Source organism: Streptomyces celluloflavus (genome assembly GCA_000720995.1).
Lineage (GTDB): Bacteria > Actinomycetota > Actinomycetes > Streptomycetales > Streptomycetaceae > Streptomyces > Streptomyces celluloflavus.
Genome location: JOEL01000174.1, coordinates 1 through 243, shown reverse-complemented (window position 1 = coordinate 243; position 243 = coordinate 1). Strand labels below are relative to the sequence as shown.

At 84.4% G+C, this 243-nt stretch carries 1 protein-coding gene; it reads right to left on the bottom strand.

The window, feature by feature from the left end; all coding sequences use genetic code 11:
* A partial coding sequence (locus IH09_RS40955) for a hypothetical protein (RefSeq protein ID WP_205379512.1) occupies positions 1-180 on the bottom strand: 180 nt, incomplete at its 3' end.
* Positions 181-243 lie beyond the last annotated feature (63 nt).

Here is a 243-nt window from a genome sequence, read left to right as displayed (position 1 = left end):
CTCGGGGTGCGGGGTCGGATCGGGGGTGGCGCTCACGCCTCCAGGGTACGGCGGGGCGGGGGGGGGGGCGGGCGCGGGTGCGGGGGAGGTCGCGGCGGCCGGAGCCGGCGCGATCGGAGCCTCGGAGGCGGGGGTGGCCTCGGGCTCGGGGTGCGGGGTCGGATCGGGGGTGGCGCTCACGCCTCCAGGGTACGGCGGGGCGGGGGGGGGGGCGGGCGCGGGTGCGGGGGAGGTCGCGGCGGC